Source organism: Aminobacter anthyllidis (genome assembly GCF_018555685.1).
Lineage (GTDB): Bacteria > Pseudomonadota > Alphaproteobacteria > Rhizobiales > Rhizobiaceae > Aminobacter > Aminobacter anthyllidis.
The window spans coordinates 864,833-880,947 of record NZ_JAFLWW010000003.1 but is presented as its reverse complement, the minus strand read 5'-3'; the positions used below and the strand labels follow the sequence as shown (position 1 = coordinate 880,947).

At 64.3% G+C, this 16,115-nt stretch carries 17 protein-coding genes; 5 read left to right on the top strand and 12 right to left on the bottom strand.

From position 1 onward, the window contains the following. Nucleotide 1 precedes the first annotated feature (1 nt). The 5 genes from J1C56_RS13915 to phnC form a co-directional block, all read right to left on the bottom strand. Complete coding sequence (locus J1C56_RS13915) at nucleotides 2-709, bottom strand: DUF1045 domain-containing protein (protein ID WP_214390134.1); 708 nt, start codon at nucleotides 707-709, stop codon at nucleotides 2-4. A 99-nt stretch (nucleotides 710-808) separates the two neighbouring features. Beyond that, entirely contained in the window at nucleotides 809-2,200 is a 1,392-nt protein-coding gene (gene phnE / locus J1C56_RS13910) for a phosphonate ABC transporter, permease protein PhnE (RefSeq protein WP_214390132.1), read from the bottom strand. 4 nt (nucleotides 2,201-2,204) lie between these two features. Further along, entirely contained in the window at nucleotides 2,205-3,158 is a 954-nt protein-coding gene (gene phnE / locus J1C56_RS13905) for a phosphonate ABC transporter, permease protein PhnE (RefSeq protein WP_246591340.1), read from the bottom strand. A gap of 75 nt (nucleotides 3,159-3,233) precedes the next feature. Then, complete coding sequence (phnD, locus tag J1C56_RS13900; RefSeq protein WP_214390130.1) at nucleotides 3,234-4,145, bottom strand: phosphonate ABC transporter substrate-binding protein; 912 nt, start codon at nucleotides 4,143-4,145, stop codon at nucleotides 3,234-3,236. 91 nt (nucleotides 4,146-4,236) lie between these two features. After that, nucleotides 4,237-5,079 (bottom strand): phosphonate ABC transporter ATP-binding protein, encoded by an 843-nt coding sequence (gene phnC, locus J1C56_RS13895; RefSeq protein ID WP_214390128.1) that lies wholly within the window; start codon nucleotides 5,077-5,079, stop codon nucleotides 4,237-4,239. A gap of 278 nt (nucleotides 5,080-5,357) precedes the next feature. Between phnC and J1C56_RS13890 the strand changes: the two genes are divergently transcribed. The 3 genes from J1C56_RS13890 (at nucleotide 5,358) to gltS (ending at nucleotide 8,307) form a co-directional block, all read left to right on the top strand. After that, nucleotides 5,358-5,702, top strand: a complete 345-nt coding sequence (locus J1C56_RS13890; RefSeq protein WP_214390126.1) for a GFA family protein — start codon at nucleotides 5,358-5,360, stop codon at nucleotides 5,700-5,702. Nucleotides 5,703-5,874: 172 nt separating this feature from the next. After that, nucleotides 5,875-6,900, top strand: a complete 1,026-nt coding sequence (locus J1C56_RS13885) for a Tim44 domain-containing protein (RefSeq protein ID WP_214390124.1) — start codon at nucleotides 5,875-5,877, stop codon at nucleotides 6,898-6,900. A 201-nt stretch (nucleotides 6,901-7,101) separates the two neighbouring features. Further along, complete coding sequence (gene gltS / locus J1C56_RS13880; protein WP_338001435.1) at nucleotides 7,102-8,307, top strand: sodium/glutamate symporter; 1,206 nt, start codon at nucleotides 7,102-7,104, stop codon at nucleotides 8,305-8,307. Nucleotides 8,308-8,314: 7 nt separating this feature from the next. Here gltS and J1C56_RS13875 read toward each other — a convergent pair whose 3' ends face one another. The 7 genes from J1C56_RS13875 to phnG all read right to left on the bottom strand — a co-directional run bounded on the left by J1C56_RS13875 (nucleotide 8,315) and on the right by phnG (nucleotide 13,553). Further along, entirely contained in the window at nucleotides 8,315-8,932 is a 618-nt protein-coding gene (locus tag J1C56_RS13875; RefSeq protein WP_214390115.1) for a DapH/DapD/GlmU-related protein, read from the bottom strand. Continuing rightward, nucleotides 8,929-9,636, bottom strand: coding sequence for a phosphonate C-P lyase system protein PhnL (gene phnL, locus J1C56_RS13870; protein WP_214390113.1), 708 nt, complete (start codon nucleotides 9,634-9,636; stop codon nucleotides 8,929-8,931). The genes J1C56_RS13875 and phnL overlap by 4 nt, the downstream gene beginning before the upstream one ends. Nucleotides 9,637-9,703: 67 nt before the next feature. Next, nucleotides 9,704-10,480, bottom strand: a complete 777-nt coding sequence (gene phnK, locus J1C56_RS13865) for a phosphonate C-P lyase system protein PhnK (protein ID WP_214390111.1) — start codon at nucleotides 10,478-10,480, stop codon at nucleotides 9,704-9,706. Continuing rightward, nucleotides 10,477-11,370, bottom strand: a complete 894-nt coding sequence (locus J1C56_RS13860) for an alpha-D-ribose 1-methylphosphonate 5-phosphate C-P-lyase PhnJ (RefSeq protein WP_214390103.1) — start codon at nucleotides 11,368-11,370, stop codon at nucleotides 10,477-10,479. The genes phnK and J1C56_RS13860 overlap by 4 nt, the downstream gene beginning before the upstream one ends. Then, nucleotides 11,367-12,476 carry a carbon-phosphorus lyase complex subunit gene (locus tag J1C56_RS13855; RefSeq protein ID WP_214390101.1) on the bottom strand — a complete coding sequence of 370 codons (1,110 nt, stop codon included), beginning with the start codon at nucleotides 12,474-12,476 and terminating at the stop codon, nucleotides 11,367-11,369. The genes J1C56_RS13860 and J1C56_RS13855 overlap by 4 nt, the downstream gene beginning before the upstream one ends. 1 nt (nucleotide 12,477) lies before the next feature. Then, nucleotides 12,478-13,083: a phosphonate C-P lyase system protein PhnH gene (gene phnH / locus J1C56_RS13850; RefSeq protein ID WP_420797387.1), complete on the bottom strand. Its 606-nt coding sequence runs from the start codon at nucleotides 13,081-13,083 to the stop codon at nucleotides 12,478-12,480. Further along, nucleotides 13,083-13,553 carry a phosphonate C-P lyase system protein PhnG gene (phnG, locus tag J1C56_RS13845; RefSeq protein WP_214390099.1) on the bottom strand — a complete coding sequence of 157 codons (471 nt, stop codon included), beginning with the start codon at nucleotides 13,551-13,553 and terminating at the stop codon, nucleotides 13,083-13,085. The genes phnH and phnG overlap by 1 nt, the downstream gene beginning before the upstream one ends. Before the next feature lie 124 nt (nucleotides 13,554-13,677). Between phnG and phnF the strand changes: the two genes are divergently transcribed. Continuing rightward, nucleotides 13,678-14,403, top strand: a complete 726-nt coding sequence (gene phnF / locus J1C56_RS13840) for a phosphonate metabolism transcriptional regulator PhnF (protein WP_338001434.1) — start codon at nucleotides 13,678-13,680, stop codon at nucleotides 14,401-14,403. A gap of 437 nt (nucleotides 14,404-14,840) precedes the next feature. Then, entirely contained in the window at nucleotides 14,841-15,950 is a 1,110-nt protein-coding gene (locus tag J1C56_RS13835) for an extracellular solute-binding protein (protein ID WP_214390095.1), read from the top strand. The last annotated feature ends 165 nt before the right edge of the window (nucleotides 15,951-16,115 follow it).

Genomic DNA, 16,115 nt, shown 5'->3' with positions numbered 1-16,115 from the left:
CTTAGGCGGTCTTTCTTTCAGCTTGCTCGCCCAGTGCGCGATAGGTCCGCACTTCGAACGGCGCACCCGGAGACGGCTCGACGAACAATGCCAGGCCATCCACCGGCACCGGCTTGTCGAGCGTATCGCCCAGGCATTCCTCGATTGCAGCGCGAACGCGCGAGGCTTCCTCGGCAGCGATGCGGCCGGTCAGGGTCATGTGGAAACGGAATGTATCGAAGACGTAAGGGTAGCCCCACCGGCTGAGGTTGCGGCATTCCCGCGGCGACAGCGCATCGGGGTTGCGGCGGGCCATCTCGGCGTCGCTCAATGGCGCGCGGAACGGCTCGAACGCGGTGACCACATCGCCGGCGAAGCGGTCGAGTTCAGGCAGTGGCGCGGCGGGAACCAGCGCGAAGAAGCCATCGATCTGTGCGAGTGTCAGGCGCGGGATGTCGAACGGCACGGTTGCGTTCGCAAAGGCGTCGATCGCATCGATCAGCGCATGCTCGGTCATGCCGTCGGCGAGACGGAACGGCGCCTTGAGCGTGGCGTGGAAGCCGTAGCGGCGGGCCGCCGCCGTGTGGAATGCCACTTCCGCGGCAGACAGGTCGCCGAACGCTTTTACTGGGGTGACAGCGCCGCCAAACGCGTCGCGCCCGAGCCAGCCGGCCGCGATGCGGCACAGCGGATCATCGTGCTCGGGCGTGAAATAGATGGCGTAGCGCATGGAAAGATTCCTGGAAGGCCGTGCGATAGATGATTTGCGTGACAGTTTGACGAAGTAGTGGCCGACTTTCTTGGCTTTGCAAGGGCCGGCCCCTCATGTTCAGTGGCTGGCCTTGTTGCCGATGAGGCGTTGGCGCAACGCGGTCGAGATATTGTCGAAGATGAACACCACGATCAGGATCAGCAGCACCATGTAGGCGACGTTTTCCCAGTCGGAGTTGGTGCGCATCGCTTCCCACAGCTTGAGGCCGATGCCGCCGGCGCCGACCGCGCCGATGATGGTGGCCGAACGCGTGTTCGATTCCCAGAAATAGAGCGACTGGCTGATCAGCACCGGCAGCACCTGCGGCACCACGCCGTAGCGCTGGACCGAGGCCGGCGAAGCGCCGACCGAGCGCATGCCTTCGCGCTGCTTGTCGTCGATGTTTTCCAGCGCCTCGGAGTAGAGCTTGCCGAAGGTGCCGGTGTCGGTGAAGAAGATCGCCGAGATGCCGGCGATCGGGCCCGGACCGAAGGCGCGGGTGAAGAACAGCGCCCAGATCAGCATGTCGACCGAACGCAGGAAGTCGAAGAAGCGCTTGGCGACCTGATTGACCAGGCGGTTCTGGGTGATGTTGCGGGCTGCCAGGAAAGCCAGCGGGAAGGCGAGCAGGCTGGCAAACAGCGTGCCGACGAAGGCCATGACGATGGTTTGCAACATCTTGATCCAGACATCGCCATGCTGCCATTCGGAGTTGTTGACGATATTGTCCCAGGCGAGCGCGGCATTCGACATCTTCGAGTCGATGCGTTCGTCCGACGCGATCAAGGACATGACCTCGCCCGTCGACTTGCCCCAATAGGGCGAGTGGCCATCGAAGAAGAAGTTTTCCCAACCGAAGAAGCGATGACGGATGTTGACGTCGTCGGCGTCAATCTGGGCGCTGCCGGCAAAACCGAAATCGACGGTGATCTTTTCGCCCGGCTTTTTCTGGGTCGCCCAGGACGGCAGCGGGCCAGAGGCGACGACGCTCACGCGCCGGACGACGGCGACATCGAGCGTCTCGCCGCCACGCCGGACCAGCACTTGCGCGGGCGTGACCTCGATGCTGTCGTTGCTTCCGATAAAGGCTGTGACGTGACTGGCCGAAGCCTTGTTGGCCGGAGCTGCTGCTGCGGTTGTCGCAGGGCGCTCGAAGCTCAGCCAGTGCGGGTGCCGGTCGGCGCGGTAGGCCGAGAACCGGGGGTAGCTGATGTCGAGGCGGTCGTCCTTGAAGTCGATCTGCGGCCGCACCTCGTAGGAAACCCAGTCGGCGAGATAGGTGCCGGCGATGCCCCAGTTGCCGCCGGCAAGCACGGCACCGGCGGCGAAGAACCACCAGGCGAAGGCGAGATAGGCGACAAGGCCTAGACCGACGGCCCAGCCGGTCAGCGTCTTGCGCCAGGAGCCGGCGAAAACATCGGGATGGCGCTCGGAGATCGCCTGCATGTCGGTGAGGGAAAGCGTGGTCATGATTTCAGTCCCCGCGGCCGAAGGCGAAGGCCTGTTCGCCGACCAGTCTCTTGCGCAGCCAGGCAGAGAACTGGTCGACCGCAACGATGGTGCAGAACAGGAGGATGATGATGGCGATGGTCTTGGCCTCGTGGTTGCGGCTGATCGACAGGCGCAGCGCCTCGCCGATGCCGCCACCGCCGACAGCGCCGATGATGGTCGAGGCGCGGACATTGATCTCGAGGCGCAGCAGGCCGTAGCTCAGGAAATTGGGCATCACCTGCGGCACGATGCCGAACCAGACGCGCTCGGGCCAGTTGCCGCCGACGGCGCGCAGGCCTTCGTCGGCCTTCATGTCGGCGTTCTCGACGACCTCGAAGAACAGCTTTCCAAGCGCGCCGATGGTGTGCAGCGACACCGCGATGATCGCCGGTATCGCGCCCATCGACAGGATGGCGAGGAAGAAGCCGGCGATGACGATCTCGGGGAAGGCGCGCAGGATTTCGAGGAAACGGCGGACGAAGAAGCGCAGCCAGCGCTGGGTGACGAGGTTGGATGCCGCCAGGAAGCAGAGCAGGAAGCCGAAGGCGAAACCGATCAGCGTCGAGACGAGCGCGATGTTGATCGTCTCCAGCATCTTGTAGACGTATTCGGGCAAATAGAACGAGCCGAACAGATACATCCGGCCTTCGGGGTAATCGAATTTCAGGCTGCCGTCGGCATAGGGCGAGGGCAGGTCGAACATGGCGCGCCAGACCTCGAGGCCGTCGCGCGGGATCAGCTGGTCGACGAAATCGAAGACGTGCGGCAGCCGATCGAAGAACTTGCCGGCATTGCTGTCATTGGCGAACCAGAGCGATCCGGACAGCGCGATGAAGAGGAAGAACAGGCTACCCGCCGTATAGAGGCGGCGGCGGCTGGCGAGCTCACGCCAGTGTTGCTCGACCGCGAGGCCGGCTTCCGAGAGGGGCATTGTCATTGGGGTTCGTCCGATCCCGGATAAAAAGGGACGCGCCGCGATTGCTGCGCGGCGCGTCCGAGTTGCCTTCGGGGCTTAGCTGCCGATCTGCGCCTTACGGGCGTCGATCACCGGCTGGTAGAACTCCGGGGTGACTTCGGTGTAGCCCTTGAAGTCGCCGCCCTGGATGGCCGAGAAGCAGGCCGGATCGGTCTGCGGCAGCTTCATCATGTAGTCCTTGAACTTGGTCTTGATGTCGGCGTCGAGCGAGGTGCGCACGACGATCGGGCCGTTCGGGATCAGCGGCGACTTCCAGACTTCGACCAGGTCGTCCATGTCGAGGATGCCCTTGTCGACCATCTTCTTCAGGTTGCCGGAGGTGTAGCCGTCCTTGAACTCGCCGACGCCCGAACCGAAGGTCGTGCCGGCGTCGAAGGTGCCCTTGAGCACTTCGAGGACGAGGTTTTCATGGCCGCCGCCGAAGCCGGTCTCGGCGACGAAGTCCTTGACGGCAACGCCGCCGAGATCCTTCGGCAGCGAGGTGACGGGGATCAGGTAGCCCGAGGTCGAGTCCGGATCGGCGAAGCCGAGCTTCTTGCCCTTGAGGTCTTCGAGCTTGGTGATGCCCGAGTCCTTCTTGGCGACCATGATCGAGTAGTAGCCGGTGGCGCCGTCGGTCTGGACGGTGGTCAGGATCGGCTCGACCGCGTCCTTGTTCTGCAGATAGATCTTGGCGTAGCCCGATGCGCCGAGCTCGGCGTAGTCGAGCGTGCCGCCGAGGAGGCCCTGGATGGTGCCGTCATAGTCGGCGGCCGGGAACAGCGAAACCTTCTCGACGCCGATGGCCTTGGGCAGCTGGTCGACGAGGCACTGGAAGTTGCGCAGGCGGTCGGCTTCGTTTTCGCCGCCGATCAGGCCGATGCGGAAGTCCTTGAGGTCGGCGGCATTGGCGGAGCCGATCGCCAGCACGGCGAGCGAAGCGGCACCCAGAAGTGCTTTCTTGAACATGACAGTTCTCCAGTTTGGCCCAGCACCTTGCCGGGTCATTGCAGTTGATGATTACGGGCCCTTGACGCGGGCGAGACGAACGCGCGCAGGCTCAGGCCGGAGCGTAGGCCGGCTCGAGCGGTGCGGCGGATACGGGAGCCCTGACCTTGACCGGGCGGATGCTGGTCGAGGTGATGGCTTCGGAAATTTCAGTGCCGTCGGCGTCGGCACCGTAGACGAGGCGGACTGCCTCGATGGTGAGGTCTTCGGGCGCGCCGTCGAACACCACCGCGCCGCCCTGCATGCCGATGATGCGGTTGCAGTAGGTGCGCGCGGTGTCGAGCGTGTGCAGGTTGGTGATGACGGTGATGCCGTCGCGCAGGTTGATGTCGCGCAGCGCGTCCATCACCACCTTGGCGTTGAGCGGATCGAGCGAGGCGATCGGCTCGTCGGCGAGGATCAGCTTCGGCTCCTGCATCAGGGCACGTGCAATGGCGACGCGCTGCTGCTGGCCGCCCGAGAGGGTTCCGGCCGGCTGGAGGGCGGTGCGGGCGATGTCGAGGCGCTCGAGGGCTGCGATGGCCCGAATGCGCTCCTCACGCGAGAAGATCGAAAGCAGGTTGAGTGCGGTCGAACGATGGTTGAGGCGACCGAGCAGCACGTTGGTCAGCACGTCGAGGCGCGGCACAAGGTTGAACTGCTGGAAGATCATGGCGCAGTCGCGCTGCCAGCGGCGCAGTGCGGGACCGCGCAGCGACGACACCTCGGTGCCATCGAAGACGATCGAGCCCTGGCTCGGGTCGATCAGGCGGTTGATGGTTTTCAGCAGGGTCGACTTGCCGGCGCCGGAGCGGCCGATGATGCCGACCATCTGGCCCTGCTGGATCTGGAGGTTGACGCCATTGACGGCGACATTCTTGCCGAAGCGGCGCGTCACGTTGCGGATTTCGAGCATCTTGGCTTCCCTGTCCCGGCGGGCTTTTCGCCCTTGTCGTGCTTGGGCCTAGACCCGGGACGTGAAGCTGCAATGTCGGGACCATGTCAGTTTTGTTACGATGCACAGGCCGAAGCGCGAAAAACCCGGGTTTTACGGCCAAAAATCACTGTTTTGGGAATCCGACCACTCATTGGGCGTAGCGCCGAGCCGCGGTTGCGGCCGTCTCCGCAGGCGATTGTCAGGTCTGGGGATGGGCGCTAAGTCTCGCTCGCAATTCAAATGCGAGGGGGGACGGTATGGCCAAGGGTAGCTGCCACTGCGGCAATGTCTCGTTCGAGGTCGAAGGCGAGCCGGCAAGCGCGATCGAATGCAACTGTTCGCATTGCAGCCGCAAGGGCTACCTCTTGTGGTTCGTGCCGCGCGACAAGCTGACCGTGACCACGCCGCCCGAGCGCCTTGCGACATACAAGTTCAACAGGCACGTCGTCGACCACATGTTCTGCCTGAACTGCGGCTGCGCGCCGTTCGGCATGGGTGTCAGCCCGAGCGGCGAAAAGACCGCGGCGATCAATGTACGCTGCATCGAAGAGATCGACCTCGCGACGCTCAAGCGCATCCCGTTCGACGGCCGCAGCCGCTGAGCGGTTCGAGCGGAGCGACAAATGACGACCTGACCTGCGACTAAAGCTGTTATGAATCAATGTTTTGGCGGAATCTCGCAAGAATCTGCCAAAACTTGACGTTCCAACCCTGACACTACAGTTGTTAGTCATTATATGAGGGTCGACATTACCGCTCTACGAGGAACTGCCGATGACGATGTCCAGAACGACCCGCTTTGCCACACTGTTCGCAGGGTTGTTCCTTGCATTCTCCATGGTCGCCGTCGACCAGGCCGACGCGCGTCGCGGCGGCAGCTTCGGCAGCAGGGGCGCGCGCACCTTCCAGTCGGCACCGCCGACCCGCACCGCACCGCAGCCGACCGCGCCGGTCGAGCGCTCGATGACGCCGAACACCGGCCAGGCGACCAACCCGGCCGCCAATGCGGCGCGTCCGGGCGCGGCCACCCAGCAGCGTCCCGGCTTCATGGGCGGCTTCGGCGGCGCGATGATCGGCGGCCTGTTGATGGGCGGACTGCTCGGCATGATGATGGGCCAGGGTTTCGGCGGTCTCGCCGGCATGTTCGGCATGCTGATGCAGTTGCTGCTGATCGGCGGCGCCATCTGGCTGGCCTTGCGCTTTTTCCGCTCGCGGCAGGCGCAAAATTCAGGTCCGGCGATGGCTGGAGCCGGTGCTGGCGGCGGCAACTTCAACTACCGCGATGCGGCACCGTCTGACGAAGATGGCAAGGCCAATGGCGGCAGCCGCTCGTTCAGCATTCCGAGCATCGGCGGCAGCCGCGCCAACGCCGCGCCGCAGCAGTCGGTGAGCAAGGACATCGCCGTATCCGGCGAAGACCTCGACACCTTCCAGCGCATGCTGACCGAGGTGCAGGAAGCCTTCGGCCGCGAAGACCACAAGGCGCTGCGCCGGCTGGTGACGCCGGAAATGGTGTCCTACCTCTCCGAGGAACTGGCCGATAACGCCCAGAACGGCGTGCGCAACGACGTGACCGACGTTCAACTGCTGCAGGCCGATATCGCCGAAAGCTGGAACGAAGGCGATCGCGACTATGCCACGGCGGCGCTGAACTATTCGTCGATCGACGTGACCCGCAACCGCGCGACCGGCGAGATCGTCGACGGCGATGCGAATGAGCCGACCGAGACGACCGAACTCTGGACCTTCGTGCGCCAGAACGGCGGCAACTGGCAGCTCTCGGCGATCCAGCAAGCCTGAGTCTTACACCGACTGTTGCGCCCGCGGCTTCTCCTGCAAGGAGCGGCCGCGGGCGTTTCTGTTTCGGGATCATGGAAGCAATGGCCGAGCTGCAATTCCGATTGCTCTCGAAATTATTCTAGGCAAGGTTGATGTCAGGGGAGATCGGGATCGTCCGATCCGGCACCGGCCGTCCGGGGCCCACGCGAAGCTCGGATGGCCATGGCCGACAATGTTCTCGTTTCGCCTGATTTCCTGACGCTCACGCTCGGAATTGTCGTCTATTTCATCGGCGTGATCCTGACGCGCCGCGTCGCATTCCTGCGTAGCTACAACATCCCCGAGCCGGTCACCGGCGGGTTTCTGGCGGCTGCAGCCATATGGGCGTTCTACAAGCTGTCGGGCATGGAAATCGTCTTCGAGATGACCACGCGCGACAGGTTGCTGGTGATCTTCTTTGCCACCGTTGGCGTCAATGCGCGGCTGTCCGACCTGCTGGTCGGCGGGCGGGCACTGGCGGTGCTGTGCGTGCTGACCGTGCTTTTCGTCTTCTTGCAGAATGGCGTCGGCACGCTCGGTGCCTGGCTGTTCGGCCTACCCTCGGCCGCAGGCGTCATCATGGGATCGATCGCCTTTGTCGGCGGCCATGGCACGACGATCGCCTGGGCGCCTGCGATCGCGGCCGAGCACGGCTTTCCCGCGGCTATCGAAGTCGGCACTGCCGCAGCGACGCTTGGCCTCATCGTGGCAAGTGTGCTGGGTGGTCCGGTGGCGAAGTTCCTCATCGAGCGCGGCAAGCTGACCACCGACGCGACGGTTTCGGAAAACGAGAGGGCTCAAGCCAAGGCCGAGGCGGCACCGATCGACAAGTCGAACTTCATGCAGGCGCTTTTGCTGGTCAACGTCGCCGTGGTGCTTGGCTATCTTGTTCACGGACCGATCACGGCGTTGGGCCTGAAGCTGCCGCTGTTCGTGCCTTGCCTGCTTATGGGCGTCGTTTTGTCCAACACGATCCCCTACGCCTTTCCACGCATGCCCTGGCCAGCGCGCTCGCCGGCGATGTCGCTGATTTCCGACTATTCGCTGTCGGCGTTCCTCGCCATGTCGCTGATGAGCATGCAGCTTTGGACGCTTGCCGGGGTTGCTGGTCCGCTGCTGGTCGTCGTTGCCATGCAGGCAGTGCTTGCGGTTGCCTTCATCCTGATCTTGCTTTTCCCGCTTTTGGGCCGGGACTATCAGGCGGCGGTGCTGAGCGCCGGGTTCACCGGCCTTTCGCTGGGCGCGACGCCCACTGCGATCGCATCGATGACGGCGGTGACCAAGCACTATGGCCCGTCACCGAACGCCTTCATCATCCTGCCGCTGGTCTCGGCGTTTTTCGTCGATCTGGTCAATGTGGTCGCGATCCAGTTTTTCCTGGCGCGGTGAGGTCAACTCAACCCCCGTGCTTCTCCAGGAATTCTTCCGCCGAAAGGTTGCGGAAATCGTCGAGCGCGGTGCGCAGCTTGGCATGGTCCCAATCCCACCAGGCGAGTGCCTGGAAACGATCCGACGTCTTGCGGTCGAAGCGTTCGCGCAGCGGCTTGGCCGGCACGCCGGCAACGATGGTGTAGGGCGCGACATCCTTGGTGACGACAGCGCCGGAACCGACCGCCGCGCCGTCGCCGATGGTGACGCCGGGCAGCACGGTCGAGCCGTGGCCGAGCCAGGTGTCATGGCCGATGGTCACCGCGTTGGAGCGGCGCCACTCGAAGAACTCGGTCTCGTGGCTGGCATCTTCCCAATAGTCCGAAGCGCGGTAGGTGAAGTGGTGCAAGGTCGGCCGCCAGGTCGGGTGGTTGGTGGCGTTGCAGCGCACGGCGGCCGCGATGTTCGAGAACTTGCCGACCGTGGTGCACCACAAGCTGCAGTCCTGCATGACGTAGGAATAGTCGCCGAGCGAACTCTCGCTGATGCGGGTGCGCTCGGAAACCTCGGTCCAGCGGCCGAGTGTCGACTGCGTCACCTCGGCGGTCGGGTGGATCCAGGGCTGTTCGGAAAGCTTGCGGCTCATGCGGCGGCCTTTCCGGCAGCGAAGGTGGTGACGTCGACGATGCGGTCGGCGACCGCCTCGCGCACGTCGGCATCGTGGAAGATGCCGAGCAGGGCCGTGCCCCTCAGCTTCTTCTCCTCGATCAGCGAGATCACCACCTCGCGGTTGGTGGCGTCGAGCGAGGCCGTCGGTTCGTCGAGCAAAAGCACCGGATGGTCGGTGATGAAGCCGCGCGCGATGTTGACGCGCTGCTGCTCGCCGCCCGAGAACGTTGCCGGCGGCAGGCTCCACAGCCGTTCCGGCAGGTTGAGCCGGCCGAGCAGCTCCGAGGCGCGGGCATGCGCCTCGTCGCGGGCGGTGCCACGGGCGACCAGCGGTTCGGCGACGACGTCGAGGGCCGAGACGCGCGGCACGGTGCGCAAGAACTGGCTGACATAACCGATGGTGTCGCGGCGCACGGCCAGCACCGTGCGCGGGTTGGCAGTGGCGAGATCGACAAGCTGGCCGTGGTGATCGACGATGATCTGGCCCTGGTCGACGCCGTAATTGCCGTAGACCATCTTCAGGATCGAGCTCTTGCCGGCACCCGAGGGGCCACCGAGCACTGCGCATTCGCCAGCCCGGATCGAGAACGACACGTTGGCGACCACCGGCAGGCGGATACCGCCGCGCAGGTGCATGGTGAAGGCCTTGGCGACCTCGGAGACGATGAGTGGCGTTGCCATGGTTACAGTCTTTCCTTGATGAGCATGATCTTGCCCGAAAACCGGGACCCACTTTTCGGGACCATGCTCAGACCTGCAGGATCGAGGAGACGAGGAGCTGGGTGTAGGGCGCGCGCGGATCGTCGAGCACCCGGTCGGTGAGGCCGCTTTCCACGACATGGCCATCCTTCATCACCATCATGCGCTGCGACAGCAGCCGCGCCACGGCGAGGTCGTGGGTGACGACGATGGCGGCGAGCCCGAGGTCGGTGACCAGCCCGCGCAGCAGGTCGAGCAGGCGCGCCTGCACCGACACGTCGAGGCCGCCTGTCGGCTCGTCCATGAACACCAGGCGTGGGCCGGTGACGAGGTTGCGGGCGATCTGCAGGCGCTGGCGCATGCCGCCGGAGAAGGCGCGCGGCTCGTCGTCGATGCGCTCCTCGTCGATCTCGACGCGGCCGAGCCAGTCGACGGCCGTCGAGCGGATGTTGCCGTAGTGGCGGTCGCCGATGGCCATCAGCCGCTCGCCGACATTGGCGCCCGCGGACACCGTCATGCGCAGGCCGTCGGCCGGGTTCTGGTGGACGAAGCCCCAGTCGGTGCGCATCAGGAAGCGGCGCTCGGCCTCGCTCATGCGGTAGAGGTCGCGCCATTGGTTGTCACGCATGCGGTAGCTGGCGGTTCCCGATGTGGGCAGCAGCCGCGTTGCCAGGCAGTTGAGCAGCGTCGTCTTGCCCGAGCCGGATTCGCCGACGACGGCCAGCACTTCGCCCGGCCAGAGATCGAAGGATATGTCCTCGCAGCCGATGCGCGAGCCGTAATATTTGGACAGTGCGGTGACGCGCAGAAGCGGTTCGTCGGTCATTGGGCTGGCTCCAGCGCTTCAGGGGCAAGATGGCCGCGATGGCCGCAGGCCTGGCGCTTCTCGCAATGGTCGGTGTCGGAGCAGACGAACATGTGTCCGCCCTTGTCATCGAGGATGACCTCGTCGAGATAGACCTGCTCGGCGCCGCACAGCGCGCAGGGCTGGTCGAAGGTCTGGATCTCGAAGGGATGGTCCTCGAAATCGAGGCTCACCACCCTGGTGAAGGGCGGCACGGCATAGATGCGCTTTTCGCGCCCGGCGCCGAACAGCTGGAGCGCGGGCGACATGTGCATCTTCGGGTTGTCGAATTTCGGCGTTGGCGAGGGGTCCATCACATAGCGACCCTCGACCTTCACCGGATAGGCATAGGTCGTGGCGATGCGGCCGTGACGGGCGATGTCCTCGTAGAGCTTGACGTGCATCAGCCCGTATTCCTCGAGCGCGTGCATCTTCCGCGTCTCGGTCTCGCGAGGTTCGAGGAAACGCAGCGGCTCGGGGATCGGCACCTGGTAGACCAGCGTCTGGCCCGCCGTCAGCGGATGCTCGGGAATGCGGTGACGGGTCTGGATGATCGTCGCCTTGGCCGTTTCGGTGGTGACGGCGACGTCGGCGACCTTCTGGAAGAAGGCGCGGATCGACACCGCATTGGTGGTGTCGTCGGCGCCCTGGTCGATGACCTTGAGCACGTCATCGGGGCCGATGATCGCGGCGGTGACCTGCACGCCGCCGGTGCCCCAGCCATAAGGCATCGGCATTTCGCGGGAGGCGAACGGCACCTGGTAGCCGGGAATGGCGATGCCCTTGAGGATCGCCCGGCGGATCATCCGCTTGGTCTGCTCGTCGAGATAAGCGAAGTTGTAGGTTGCGATTTCTGTTGCTGCGGTGGTCATTCTGCCGCCTCGCGCTGGTCGTTTTCGTTGATCTGGTTGCGCTTTTCGTGCTCGCCACGCATGCGGCGGACGAGGTCGAGTTCGGCCTGGAAGTCGACATAGTGCGGCAGCTTCAGGTGCTCGACGAAGCCGGTGGCCTGGACGTTGTCGGAGTGCGAGATGACGAACTCCTCGTCCTGGGCAGGTGCGGTGATGTCTTCACCCAATTCGCCGGCACGCAGCGCCCGGTCGCACAGAGACATCGCCATCGCCTTGCGTTCGGACTGGCCGAACACGAGCCCGTAGCCGCGAGTGAACTGCGGCGGCGCCTTGGCCGAACCCTTGAACTGGTTGACCATCTGGCACTCGGTGACGCGGATGCGGCCGAGCGTGACGGGGAAGGGCAATTCCGGCACGTCGAGCTCGACCTCGACCTCGCCGATGCGGACCTCGCCGACGAAGGGATGGCTGCGGCCATAGCCGCGCTGCGTCGAATAGCCGAGCGCGAGGAGAAAACCTTCGTCGCCGCGCGACAGTGCCTGCAAGCGGCTGTCGCGGGCCTGCGGGAATTCCAAGGGCTCGCGGGTGATGTCGCCGGTGAGGTGATCCTCCGGCAACTCGCCGTCGGCCTCGATCAGGCCCTCACGGGCGAGGATTTCCGACACGCGCGCCATGCGCTGGCCGTCGGTCTCGCGCTGTTCCGGTTCGACGACATCAGGATCGCCGGCGAGTTGCGGATCGAGCAGGCGGTGGGTGTAGTCGAAGGTAGGGCCGAGCAGCTGGCCGCCGGGCAGATCCTTGTAGGTCGCCGAAACACGACGCTCGACCTGCATGGCGGCGGTGTCGATCGGCCTGGTGTAGCCGAAACGCGGCAAGGTGGTGCGATAGGCGCGGACGAGGAAGATCGCCTCGATCAGGTCGCCACGCGACTGCATCACAGCAAGGGCCGCGAGCTCGCGGTCGTAGAGCGAGCCTTCGGCCATGACGCGGTCGATGCCAAGCGCCAGTTGCTCGACGATCTGGTCGATGCGCAGCGCCGGCACGGAGCGGTCGCCGCGGCGGCGGTCGGCGAGCAGGCGATGGGCGTTGGCGATGGCGGCTTCGCCACCTTTGACTGCCACATACATGTCAGGCCTCCGTCGTCTTGATGCGGGTGGTGCGGGGCAGGCAGGCGACGCCGTCGGGGGCTGCCAGGATCAAATCGACGCCGCGTGGGAAACGGGCGCCGTTCTGCTTCCATTGCTCGACGAAGTGGCGCGGCAGCGACGTCGGCGCGATGGTTGCCGATTTTTCGATGCCGGGGCCTTCGAGATGCAGCGGCGTGCCATCAGTCAGGCTTTCGACCTGCAGGATCAGCGTCGTCGAGCGATCGGGATACTCCTGCGTGCCCTGGGCGAAATTCTCGAGCGAGATCAGGTTGGCCGGATTGGCGACGAGGGCGAAATGCGCATCGGCCGGCGTGGCGGCTGATGGCGCGCCGGTGTGGAAACCAAGCCAGGATTTTGCCGCCGAAACCTGAAGCCCGGCATCGAACCAGAGCGGGGTGTCATGGTCGCACAAGGTCAGCGCCACGGCACCAGCGGTTGCCGCCAGCGGTGCGGGCGGCTGTGCCAGTTCGGCTAGCTGTTGAACCGTGCCCGGCCGTGCCATCGCGTCCATGACGGCGCGGAAAACCGTCTGGGCGTTGAAAACTGGGGCGGAAAAGCCGCCGTCGATCACATCCATCTGGTCCATCAGTCCTCTCCGCGCACCATGGTGAAGAAGTCGACCTTGGTCGCCGCCGTCTCGGCGCGGCTGGTCGCATCTGCCTCGGCCTGCGCGGCGCGCAGCGGGGCGATTATCTTGTCTTCGATCTCGGCGCGCCGTTCCGGGTTCTGCCAGAGCGCATCGGTGATGGCCGACAGCTTGGCCTTCTCCTTGTCGCGGCCGAGCGCATAGGAATGGCCGATCTCGCCGCTGGGCAGACGCACCGTGGCGCGGGTCACCGTCGCCTCGCCGAAATTGAACGGCGCGCCGCCGCCGCCGATACGGCCGCGCACCGACACCAGGCCGGTCTCGGGGCCGCGCAGCAATTCGGCATCGTTGCTCACGCCTGCGGCCGCGCACAGCCGCTTCAACTCGTCGCCCGGGGCCATGGCCAATGCCGCCATCGCGACCTTGCGCTGTGCCTCCGTTTCTCTTTCCTGCCGTCGGTCCATCTTCATCGCCGCTCCGTTCGCTTTATTTGTCTATTGTTCTATACAAACGAACAACATACAATGGGCTTGTAGACAGGCTCCATGACGGGCGCATGACAGGGGCAGGGGATTGAACGAACGAGAGCCAGCGGTGACGCGCAAAAGCGGGGTGGCGCTGTGGCGCCAGATCGCAGACCAGATACGCCAGGCAATCGGTGCCGGCACGCTAGGCGCCGACGGCAGGCTGCCAACTGAAATGGCGCTGTCCGAGCGTTTCGGCGTCAACCGCCATACCTTGCGCAGCGCCATTGCAGCACTTGTCCAGGAAGGCGTGCTTCGGGCCGAGCAGGGGCGCGGCACATTCGTTGAAAGCCGCCAGAAGCTGTCCTATCCGATTTCGGCGCGGACGCGCTTCTCCACTGGCCTGCGCGAGCAGACGCGCGAGCGCCGCAGCATCCTGCTGGCCGATGCGGTCGAGGCAGCCGGCAGCCGTGTCGCCGAAGCCCTGGGCCTTGCGCCAGAGGCGCCGGTGATCCGGCTGGAAACACTGAGCGAAGCCGACGGCCGGCCGGTGTCGCGGGCAACGAGCTGGTTCGACGCGGAACGCTTTCCCGGCTTCGCGCAAATCTACGCCGAAACCGGATCGATCACGCTTGGTTTCCAGCATTTTGGAATCGAGGACTATTTCCGCAAGTCGACGCTGGTGTCGGCACGACATGCCGACACCGCCGATCTTGCCGACCTCAGGCTATCCGCCGGCGCCATCGTGCTTGTCGCCAGGGCGATCAACATCGACACCGCAGGCGTGCCGGTCCAGTACGCCGAAACCCGCTTTGTCGCGGATCGTGTCGAGCTCAGCGTTTCGACCGAGGCTTAGCTCGGCGTTACCAACGAGGCATGGCGAGCGCCACGTCGCTGCGGCTTGTCCATGTGGTCGTCGTGTCGCGTATCGCCGTTCCGTAAAGATCGGATCCGATTGTCGGCTGCTCGCTTTGGTCGAGTGGTGGTACGCCGGGCAGTGTACTGCCGCCCGCCGGACGTTGGTGGGCAAACAAGATTCTTTCTAACAATGCTTGACATTTGTCCGGTTTAGAGAAAAATTCCAGTTTAGTGGAATTTGCGGACGGAATGTCGGAATTCAGGACTGGCTTGGTGGAGGACTTTGCGCCAGTTCATTAGTAGTCTGTCAGATACCGCTGAGAATACACCTTTGCCGGCTTGTCGGTCGCGCAGTCCATTCGGCTGCGTGAGGGCGGGTTTTATTGCTCGGCGAAAGCCGCGCGCTTGATCGATATTATCCAAATGGGGAACATAATGAACAATATCCTGGTACCGAACCGCCGTACCGCGCTGAAGATGCTTGGTGGCGGCGCCGCCGCTCTTGCCATGCCCGCCGTCATCCGCCCGACCCCGGGCTGGGCCGCGAATGGCGTGCTGAACATCACGACCTATGACAAGTTCCTGCCGCAGGAATTCCTCGACAAGTTCCAGAAGGACACTGGAATTCAGGTTAACATCCGGCTGACCGACGACCAGGGCAAGCAGTACAACCTGCTCACCGCCGAGGGCGCCAATCCTTCGACCGACATCGTCACCGTTGCCGGCCACCGCTATTCGCAGTTCATCGCCTCGAAGCTGCTGCAGCCGCTCGACACCGGCAAGATCCCGAACTGGAAAAACCTCAACACCGCTTATCAGGATGCTCCGTGGGCGCGCGTCGACAACAATCTCTGGGGCCTGCCGATCCTCGCCGGCTACGAGGGCCTCGCCCGCAACGTCGACTATGTCAAGGAAGCGCCGAGCTGGGAGATCATGTTCGACCCGCAGTACAAGGGCCAGACCTCCTACATCGTCAGCGATTTCATGACCATCGTCATGCAGTATCTCGGCCATGACGGCGACTTCGTCAGCTATGTCGACAAGCCCGACGTGGCGCAGAAGGCGACCAACGAGGCGCGCGACTTCCTGATCAAGCACAAGGACATGGTCCGCAAGTACTATGACGCCGGTTCGGAAGTGCAGCAGATGTTCATCAACGAGGACATCTATCTCGGCCATTCCTGGTCGGGTCCGGCTGCCAAGCTGATCATGGACGGTCACCCGATCCAGCTGTCGGTGCCGAAGGAAGGCACGTTCGGCTTCTGCTATACGCTCAACGTCGTCAACAATGCGCCCAACGCCGAGAACGCCTACAAGCTGCTCGACGCCGTGCTGGCAAGCCCGGAAGTGGGTGCTGCGATGACCCGTCAGTCTGGCTACAGCTCGACGATCAACGGCGTCGGCGACCTGCTCAACGACCGCGAAAAGCTCGCCTCGACGCTGCCGCAGGAAGAGCTTGAGCGCATCGTCTTCTTCTCGTCGGTCAATCGCGACATGAAGAACGAGATGATCGACCGCGCGACCGCAGAGGTCAAAGCGGCCTGACGAGGCAAAGCCTCGCATGGCCTGTAGCCTGTCCCGGAGCGCTGCGACGATCTCCGGGACAGGCAGCCGGCCTGTCATGTGCATGACCCCGAAAATCGGGCTCGATTTTCGGACAGGCTCATGCACCGGTTCAGAGAGTTACAGCGTCCTTTGCGCGTCCTGGAT

Bases quoted from the DNA above. Each gene is read 5' to 3' on its own strand.
- phnG (WP_214390099.1), bottom strand. From the start codon at position 13,553: ATGAAGATGGACCGACGGCAGGAAAGAGAAACGGAGGCACAGCGCAAG.
- J1C56_RS13885 (WP_214390124.1), top strand. From the start codon at position 5,875: ATGACGATGTCCAGAACGACCCGCTTTGCCACACTGTTCGCAGGGTTG.
- gltS (WP_338001435.1), top strand. From the start codon at position 7,102: ATGGCCGACAATGTTCTCGTTTCGCCTGATTTCCTGACGCTCACGCTC.
- phnH (WP_420797387.1), bottom strand. From the start codon at position 13,083: ATGGACCAGATGGATGTGATCGACGGCGGCTTTTCCGCCCCAGTTTTC.
- phnK (WP_214390111.1), bottom strand. From the start codon at position 10,480: ATGACCGACGAACCGCTTCTGCGCGTCACCGCACTGTCCAAATATTAC.
- J1C56_RS13915 (WP_214390134.1), bottom strand. From the start codon at position 709: ATGCGCTACGCCATCTATTTCACGCCCGAGCACGATGATCCGCTGTGC.
- J1C56_RS13890 (WP_214390126.1), top strand. From the start codon at position 5,358: ATGGCCAAGGGTAGCTGCCACTGCGGCAATGTCTCGTTCGAGGTCGAA.
- J1C56_RS13855 (WP_214390101.1), bottom strand. From the start codon at position 12,476: ATGTATGTGGCAGTCAAAGGTGGCGAAGCCGCCATCGCCAACGCCCAT.
- phnD (WP_214390130.1), bottom strand. From the start codon at position 4,145: ATGTTCAAGAAAGCACTTCTGGGTGCCGCTTCGCTCGCCGTGCTGGCG.
- phnL (WP_214390113.1), bottom strand. From the start codon at position 9,636: ATGGCAACGCCACTCATCGTCTCCGAGGTCGCCAAGGCCTTCACCATG.
- J1C56_RS13860 (WP_214390103.1), bottom strand. From the start codon at position 11,370: ATGACCACCGCAGCAACAGAAATCGCAACCTACAACTTCGCTTATCTC.
- phnE (WP_246591340.1), bottom strand. From the start codon at position 3,158: ATGACAATGCCCCTCTCGGAAGCCGGCCTCGCGGTCGAGCAACACTGG.
- phnE (WP_214390132.1), bottom strand. From the start codon at position 2,200: ATGACCACGCTTTCCCTCACCGACATGCAGGCGATCTCCGAGCGCCAT.
- J1C56_RS13835 (WP_214390095.1), top strand. From the start codon at position 14,841: ATGAACAATATCCTGGTACCGAACCGCCGTACCGCGCTGAAGATGCTT.
- J1C56_RS13875 (WP_214390115.1), bottom strand. From the start codon at position 8,932: ATGAGCCGCAAGCTTTCCGAACAGCCCTGGATCCACCCGACCGCCGAG.
- phnC (WP_214390128.1), bottom strand. From the start codon at position 5,079: ATGCTCGAAATCCGCAACGTGACGCGCCGCTTCGGCAAGAATGTCGCC.